Raw genomic sequence first — 6,292 nt, forward strand, 5'->3', positions numbered from 1 at the left:
GCTCGGCGGCGGCCTTCGACGGCGTGATGGCCGCCTCGCTGCGGTCGGGCACGGCGGAGCCGGAGCGCGGCGTCGAGCTGTTCGCCAAGCTCAAGCAGGCGGGACGACTCACCGACCCGGCCAAGGCCAACGTGATCGTGGACTGGGACCACCTCAACGCGGCGCGCAGCGCCCAGGACCCCGAGGCGTGGAAGGTGATGATCCCGCGCGACGCCCCGCTCGGCGCGTACCACGTACAGGCGATCAACAAGGACGCGACGCATCCGGCGGCGGCCCGGCTGTGGGAGGAGTTCCTCTTCTCCGACGAGGGCCAGAACCTGTTGCAGAAGGGCTGGGCCAGGCCCGCGCGCGGCGAGGCGATGCTGATGCGGGGCACGCTCGACACCGAGCAGGCGGCCAAACTGCCCGCCGCGCCAGGGCCGCCGGTGCTTCTCACGATCCCGCAGACGGACGCCGCCAAGTCCTACCTGAAGAGGGAGTGGACACAAAGTGTCCGATGAGACCACTGTGACTTGATATGTCGCGGAGACAATTGGCTCTAAAGTGAACGGACAGCACGGCCAGGGGGGCCCGATGTCTGACGAATGAGAGCTGATCGTCTTGCGATACGACACACCGAGCTTGGAGCGGTGGAGCAGTCGCGCCTACGACGGCAGTTTCGGCTACGTCTCGACGCAGGGCGCGCCTCTGGTGGACCTGCTCGACCCGCGGCCGGGAGAGAGGGTGCTCGACCTGGGCTGCGGCACCGGGGTGCTGACCTCCCAGATCGCCGCCCGTGGCGCTGACGTCCTCGGCATCGACGGCTCCCCCGCCATGATCGAGAAGGCCCTCGCCCTCTACCCGGGCGTCGACTTCATCGTGGGCGACGGGCACGACTTCAGCGTGGCGATGGCCTACGACGCCGTCTTCTCCAACGCGGCCCTCCACTGGATGAGCCGCGACCCCGTCTCCGTCATCGCCAACGTGCACGAGGCGCTCACGCCCGGCGGCCGGTTCGTGGCCGAGATGGGCGGCGCGGGCAACTGCGCGGAGCTGACCGCCGCGATGCTGACCGCCTGGCGCGAGTACGGCCTGCGCGAGCCCGAACTGCCCTGGTACTTCCCCACGCCCGCCGAGTACGCCCGCCGCCTGGAGCAGGAGGGCTTCGTGGTCCGGCTGCTCGAGTACTTCGACCGGCCCGCCCCGCTCGACGAGTGCCCCAAAGGGGCCGCCGACTGGGTGCGCATGTTCGCCTCGTCCGTCCTCGAAGGACTGCCGCCGGACATCGTCGAACCCCTGCTCCAGCGGGTCAACGAGCTGGCCGCGCCCGCCCTGCGCAGGGAGACGGGATGGATGGCCGACTACGTCCGTCTACGCTTCGCCGCTGTACGGCGTTGATACGTAGTCGATGATGCGTAGGGGAGTTTTGCCGGACTATGGTCTGTTCCGTGGGCGGCGGAGAAAGTAAGGCTGCACCGCTGAACGAATGTCTGGGAGCCTTGCGACGAAACGGCGGCGTGAGGGGCTGGTGAACGGAACGGGATGAATTTCTGCCTGAGCGACCTAGTACCACCGTTGAGGTGGAGCGACGCGTCCACGATCACGCTGCTCACCGGGCAGCCGGAGCTTCCGGACGCCTGGTGGCGCAGCCTGCCCATGCCGCACGTCCTGGCGGCCATCGGCCCCGAGTCGCTGGGCGAGCTGCTGACCGAGATCACGCTTGAGCACTGGCCCGCCGCCGCCGTGGGGGACGTGCTTCCGGCACTGCACGTGCTGGATCCCGAGGAGGCCGACGAGCCGCAGGTCGCCATCGCGCTGGACCGGGCGGGGTCGTGGACCGGGCTGCTCGGGCTGACCGCCCGGGAGCTGGTCGACCAGCCGTTCATCCAGGCGCGTCCGGTGCTCAACACGCTGTTCTCGGCGGTGCTGGTACGGCTGGCGCCGCAGCTCGCGGAGGAGCGTTCCCACGCCGCTCCCATGGTGGAGCAGGCGCCGTCGCCGGGCGAGGAGGCGCCGGTCGTCGGCGACGTGCTGGACGCCGAGGAGCCGGACGCCGAGGTGGCGAAGGCTGAGGCGGCGGGCGGCGAGTCGCCCGAGGCCGACGCGGCGGGCGGCGAGTCACCCGAGCCGGCCGACTCGGCCGAGCAGGCGGAACAGGCCGAGCAGGCCGGACCGGTGCTGGACGCCGACGCCGAGCCCGTCGTGGACGCCGAGCCGATCGCCGAGCCGATCGCCGAGTTCGACTCCGGGCCGGGCGCCGAGGAGGAGCGCGAACCCGTCCTGGACGCGGCCGAGGAGCCCGCTCCCGAGCCCGCCGCCCAGGAGGCGGACGAGGCGGCCGGGCTTCGGGCGGAGGGCCTTGAGGACGAGCCGGAGGCCGCCCAGGCCCCGGAAGAGGCCCCGGAGGGGCACGCTCCCGACGAGGAGGCGGCTCCGGACGACCGGCCGGCCGCCGACGAGGAGCCCGCCCTGGACGAGGCGTCGGCCCTCGAAGCGGACGCGGCTCCCGAGGAGGCCGAACCGGTCTCCGAGCACGCGGAACCGGTCTCCGGGGAGAGCGCCGACCAGCCGGAGGACGCCGCGCCGGAGGAGCCCGCCGCCCTCGCCTCCGAGGCCGCCGTCCCTGAAGCCGCCGCGCTCGAAGCCGATGCGCTCGAAGCCCCCGGCCTCGAAACCCCCGAGCCCGCAGGCCCCGAGCCCGCAGCCTCTGAGCCCGAAGCCTCTGGGCCCGAACCGGAGCCGGAGGCCGAGCACGCCCCCGGCCCCAGCCAGGAGCTGCCCGATCTCATCGAGGCCGCGTTCGCCGGGCTCGACGACAAGAGCTGGGCGGTCGCCCAGAACCGGGTCTTCACCGACCAGCCGTCCGCCGTCGACCAGCTCGCCAAGCTGTTCGCCGTCCCCCCGGCCGAGATCGACGCCACCGAGAACGAGCTGCGCACCCGCCTGGACCAGTGGCTGTCCAGCGACGAGGCGGCCCCGTACCGGGCGCATCTGGACGAGCTGCGCAGAACGATCGGCACGACGGCCCCCAAGGAGCGGCTGATCGGCGCGGCCGACTGGCACGCCGTGGAGATCCGCGCGCTGGAGGTCCCCGCCTGGCAGTTCGTGCTGGCCACGCTGCCGGACCGGCCGCCGGCGCAGGAGCCGCAGCCCGTTCAGCACGCGTTCCAGCCGCAGCCGCAGGCGCAGGAGCCGGTGGAGCTGCCGTCGGCGTTCGCGCAGGTGCCGCAGATCCCGTCCCCGCCGCCGGGGACGCCGCAGTTCCAGGCGTTCACCCCGGCCGAGCCGGTCGTGGCGGGCGAGGGCAACGGCAAGTCGGGCGAGCAGCACAAGCCGTACCAGCCGCTGAAGGACGTCTCGCAGACCAGGCGCTGCTTCCGCCAGCCGGACGGCCGGTGGTGGCTGCGGATCGACGTGACGGCCGAGCAGCTGACCGGGGGCGAGTGCGCGCTGCCGACCGGGTTCGCCACGTACCTGGGGCTGTCGCCGGGCGAGAGCAGGACGGTGCGCAGCGCGGCCGGCGAGCTGACGATGACCTGGCACGGCAGGCCGGTGCTGGAGTCGGTCGAGCGGCTGCTGGCGGACGTGGGCGCCAAGGAGGGCGGGCACCTGTTCCTCACGCTGTCGGACGAGGGCGTGCTGCGGGCCAGGCACCTGCCGGTGGCCGCGCAGGGCGCCGAGAAGATCACCAAGGCGCTGCGCCTGGTCGGGTACACCGCCCCTGGCGGCACCCGCGAGCAGGCCGCCCGGGTGATCGCCACGAGGATCGGGATGACGGGCCCGGTAGGACTGCCCGACCTGCTGACCAGGCTCCGCGAACGCGGGGACCGCGACCTGCTGCAACTCCTGGACTGAGCCCGTGCCGCGGCTGGCGATCGCCCCTGACTTCCCCAGGGAGCTCAGCGCACTGGAACAGCCGGTGCGCAGGGACGCCGTGGTCGCGCTGCGCCGCATGCTGCTCAGTGTCGCGGGCGCCCCGCACCCCGAGCGGGTCAGGGGCGCGAGGGACGCGCGGGTCTTCACGTTGCGCCTGGCCGCCGGCCATCGGGGCGTGGTGGTGCGCCAGCGTGAGGTGTACTGGCTGCGCACCGTTCTGCCGGATCCGGACGCCTGGTCGTACGCCCGCCGGCACAGGTACGGCGTCAACCCCGTGATCGGCGTCGTCGAGGAGTGGGACGCCGAGGCGCTCGAACGCGCCGAGCCCGCGCTCCGCCGCTCGACGGGCAGATCGCGGTTGTTCGCCCCGATCTGCGACAGTGATCTGCTCGGGCTGGGCATCGACGTCCGCGCCCTCCCCCTCGTACGGCTGATCACCAACGAGGCCGACGTGGAGGCGCTCGAACCGCTGCTCCCCCGGACCCAGCACGTGCCCCTGGCGGTGCTGGCCAGGGGCGGCTCGCTGTCGGAGGCGTGGCGGGAGCTGGACGCCTGCCGGGCGACCGACGAGGACGGCCCGATCGATCCGGACGACCTGCACGCGGCGCTGCGGCGCAGCCCCGACCGCGCGGTGTTCGCCGCCGACAAGGTGGAGCTGGAGCGGGTGCTCGCGATGCCGGAGTGGTGCGCGTTCCCGCGTCCCGAGCAGCACCGGCTGGCCAGGGCCGCGCGTTACGAGCATCCCGTCCTGGTGATCGGCGGGCCCGGCACCGGCAAGACGGTGATCGCGCTGCACCGGGCCGCGTACCTGGCCGCGCACGGGAGCGGGCCGGTGCTGCTGGTGACGTTCTCGCAGGGGCTGGGCGAGGATCTGTCCGCCAGGCTCGACCGGTTGATCGACGACGAGGTGACGCGCAAGCGGGTCGAGGTGGACAACGCCGAGCGACTCGCCCTGCGCATCGTGGCCGACGCGGAGGGCCGCCGTCCCACGCTGGTGGGGCCCGGGGCGCGCACCCTGGCCGAGCTGACCGACGAGGCGCTGCGGCTGCTGTCCCGCGACACCGGCGACCTGCTCGACGACGTGGAGCCGAGCCGTAAGCCGTACCGGCACATCGTGGTGGACGAGGCCCAGGACATCAGCCCGTCGCAGTGGCGGCTGCTGCGGGCGGCGGCGCCGAGGGCGCGCGACGACCTGTTCATCGTCGGCGATCCGCACCAGCGGGTGACCGGCACGCGCGTGACGCTCGGCTCGGTCGGCATCCCGGCCATGCAGCACACGCTGGACGTCTCCTACCGGCTGCCGCAGGAGGCGCTGTCGTTCGCGGTGCGGCTGCGCGGCGGCAGTCCGGCCGACGGGCTGGTCAAGGGCATGGCCCCGCTGTACGGCTTCCGCGCGCTGCGCAACGGCGAGCGGCCGATGCTGCGCGCGTACGAGTCGCCGGAGTCGGAGCTGGCCGGGCTGGCGGCCACGGTGACCTCCTGGCTGGAGGACGACGGCGTCCCGGCGGTGGAGATCGCCGTCGCGGCGCGTACGCCCAAGCTGGTGCGGGAGGCCCGGCGCGCGCTGGGGCGGGCGGACGTGCGGGTCTCGACGTTCCAGAACCTGAAGGGGCTGGAGTTCGACCGGGTCGCGCTGATCGGCGTGGCGGAGGGCGTGGTGCCCGAGCCACCGCCCTCGAACGCGCCCGAGGATCCGGCCGCCCGCGCGCGGGCGTTGCTCCGGGAGCGGAGCATGCTGTACGTGGCCTGCACACGGGCGCGATCAATCCTCTATATATCGCATTCAGGAAGAGGTAGCCCCTTTCTGTCACTCTGATCACATAGTCTGAACTGCGGATATCTTCCCTTTGCCGGTTGGACCCCAATGAACCTCAGCCTGAGCGACCTCACACCACCTTTGCGCTGGACGTCCCCCGTCCAGATCGCGCCGATCGTGGAGGAGCCCCAGCTGCCCGAGGCCTGGTGGCAGGCGATCCCGCTCGACCGCGCATGCGCCGTCGTCAGCACGCAGACCGTCGCGGGCCACCTGGCCGACCTGGCCGTGGCCTGCTGGGGGCATCTGCTGCTCGGCGACATCCTGCCCCTGCTGCGTTTCTCCGACCCCGCCGAGGCCGAGCGGACGCCGGAGATGCTGGGCAAGGACGTGGTGCAGAAGCTGTTCAGCGGGGTGTTCGACCGGCTCCTCGAACCCCCCTCCGAGCCCGTGGCCGTGCCCGCGCCCCGTAAGGACAGGCCGCTGCCCGAGCTGATCGACTCCCTGTTCGCGGCGCTGGACGAGCGGCAGCGCGCCATCGCCCGCGACCGCCTGTACGCCGAGCAGCGCTCCACCCTCGACGAGCTGGCGCAGCGCTTCTCGGTCACCCGGGAGCGGATCAGGCAGATCGAACGCGACCTGCGCGACCACGTCGAGGCCTGGCTGGGCGGGCCCGAGGCGGTC

The 6,292-nt window shown here is 72.9% G+C and carries 5 protein-coding genes; all 5 read left to right on the forward strand.

Translation table 11 applies throughout. From position 1 onward, the window contains the following. On the forward strand, nucleotides 1–500 hold a 500-nt coding region (locus KME77_RS11705; RefSeq protein ID WP_219465688.1), incomplete at its 5' end, for an ABC transporter substrate-binding protein. Nucleotides 501–600: 100 nt separating this feature from the next. Next, nucleotides 601–1,377: a class I SAM-dependent methyltransferase gene (locus tag KME77_RS11710; protein ID WP_219465689.1), complete on the forward strand. Its 777-nt coding sequence runs from the start codon at nucleotides 601–603 to the stop codon at nucleotides 1,375–1,377. A gap of 177 nt (nucleotides 1,378–1,554) precedes the next feature. After that, nucleotides 1,555–3,834 (forward strand): hypothetical protein, encoded by a 2,280-nt coding sequence (locus tag KME77_RS11715; RefSeq protein ID WP_219465692.1) that lies wholly within the window; start codon nucleotides 1,555–1,557, stop codon nucleotides 3,832–3,834. Between the two features lie 4 nt (nucleotides 3,835–3,838). After that, nucleotides 3,839–5,671, forward strand: coding sequence for a UvrD-helicase domain-containing protein (locus KME77_RS11720; RefSeq protein WP_219465693.1), 1,833 nt, complete (start codon nucleotides 3,839–3,841; stop codon nucleotides 5,669–5,671). A gap of 48 nt (nucleotides 5,672–5,719) precedes the next feature. Continuing rightward, a partial coding sequence (locus tag KME77_RS11725; RefSeq protein WP_281424102.1) for a sigma factor-like helix-turn-helix DNA-binding protein occupies nucleotides 5,720–6,292 on the forward strand: 573 nt, incomplete at its 3' end.

This window comes from Nonomuraea rhizosphaerae, assembly GCF_019396405.1.
GTDB lineage: Bacteria > Actinomycetota > Actinomycetes > Streptosporangiales > Streptosporangiaceae > Nonomuraea > Nonomuraea rhizosphaerae.